Annotated in this window: 3 protein-coding genes; all 3 read left to right on the top strand. The window is 40.2% G+C overall.

Translation table 11 applies throughout. The annotated features are described in order from the left end of the window. Positions 1-269, top strand: a 269-nt coding sequence (locus F6K37_RS42415; RefSeq protein WP_287257219.1) for a hypothetical protein, incomplete at its 5' end; no start/stop codon positions are given. A gap of 126 nt (positions 270-395) precedes the next feature. Continuing rightward, a complete protein-coding gene (locus F6K37_RS42410) occupies positions 396-572 on the top strand; it encodes a hypothetical protein (RefSeq protein WP_008184244.1) in 177 nt (58 codons plus the stop codon). Between the two features lie 513 nt (positions 573-1,085). Beyond that, positions 1,086-1,392 (top strand): hypothetical protein (locus F6K37_RS42405; protein ID WP_287257218.1); only part of this gene is annotated, 307 nt, incomplete at its 3' end.

Genomic DNA, 1,392 nt, shown 5'->3' with positions numbered 1-1,392 from the left:
TCGCGTTACTGTTGACAGGGAAATTATGCGTTCGCGTAGCGGCTCTTTCAGAGAATCGTGTAGCAGATCCATTGGAGTTACCCCAGCCAAGCTGCGTGATCAAACCAAACGTGATTCAAGCATCTCTACCAACCTGCGAGAGCTCCTCGATTTTTGGCATTGCTGAGGGGCGGAATGAATATGAGTGGGGTGGGCATCCTGCCCGCGCGAAAATGAAACGGGCAAGATGCCCGTTCCACGGCAAGATGCCCGTTCCACAAAACTATTAAAATCATTCCATTATTAAGCAACGCCCAAAAAAAAAAGGTACCCTCAAGGGTACTGTGAAGCCAGAGTTAGATCTGACATTCTAGAAATGTGTTGATTGAAATGAATTGCACCAAGAGGTAAAACCCATGCCTTACAAATACTATAACCCCTGTGTGTTCCAAGTTCCGATCAAATTAGAAGTACCCATTGTTCTCGACATCGCTGTCGCTGCTAAGCGTAAGTGTTTTGATAAATATGAGGAAATGGAGATCGAAGAGAACGGAGCGGCTACTGATCAGTCCCCCGAACCAGTTACCAGTTAGTCCCTTCAGCAATCTTTGACAGGAATCTTTAACCGCTGGCTTTGAATTAGTTCATTTTTATTAATTTCTGCAATACCCCTAGGCTGATCAAGCCAGGTTTTTTTTAACAGCGTTGCTGAGTATGGGTATGATTTCGCCCCCCTAATATCAAGTCTGGTTGAATACCCATAATTAAGGAGAGGGTGGGAGGTGTGGGGAGATAGGGAGATTTTTATTAAGGGTAATTATCCTGACATGATATAACCCCCCAACTTTGGGTGGAACGAAACTCTCTTTCGTCCCCCAATTTTGGGGGATAATTGGGGCAGTAGCCAAATAATACCAAGAAATTCATACTTAAATTCAGCACCCAATTGAAAACTGCTATAATTTTTAATTATGCCCTTTGTAAGTAATCGGTATTAAATTTATCAGTATAAAAATTTGGTATTATTGAGCTTAAATATTGAGTAACACCTATAGCATTATAGATCAATAGTTAGGCTATATAAAAACTATAGAATAGTAGTAAAAATGATACCAATTGTCCCCCCTAAAGTTGAAGTAGTAAAAGATATTGTCCTCGGTTTAATAGAAAATAGTTATTCTAGATCTGAGGTAAAAGAATGGATCATCGGCATGCAAAAAGAGCATTCTATAATCTTCCCTGGTTGCATGAGCTTCGGGATGAAAAATAGATTTGCTGAATTTGTAATGTTTGCTTTGTTCTGCATTAATGAGGTCGGGGTTGGAAAATTTGATAGTCCTGGTGAACAGTTTATTCGAGATGTAGATCTTGAAGAATATCTAGCTTGCTTAAACGAAGAAGATTGCACAGAAA

Source organism: Moorena sp. SIO4E2, assembly GCF_010671945.1.
In the GTDB taxonomy this organism is placed as follows: Bacteria; Cyanobacteriota; Cyanobacteriia; order Cyanobacteriales; family Coleofasciculaceae; genus Moorena; species Moorena producens.
Note: the sequence above shows the minus strand (reverse complement) of the source record. Positions and strands in the feature narration are given on the sequence as shown.

What these genes read in the sequence shown, in the direction of transcription:
- F6K37_RS42410 (WP_008184244.1), top strand. Translation starts at nt 396, where the DNA reads ATGCCTTACAAATACTATAACCCCTGTGTGTTCCAAGTTCCGATCAAA.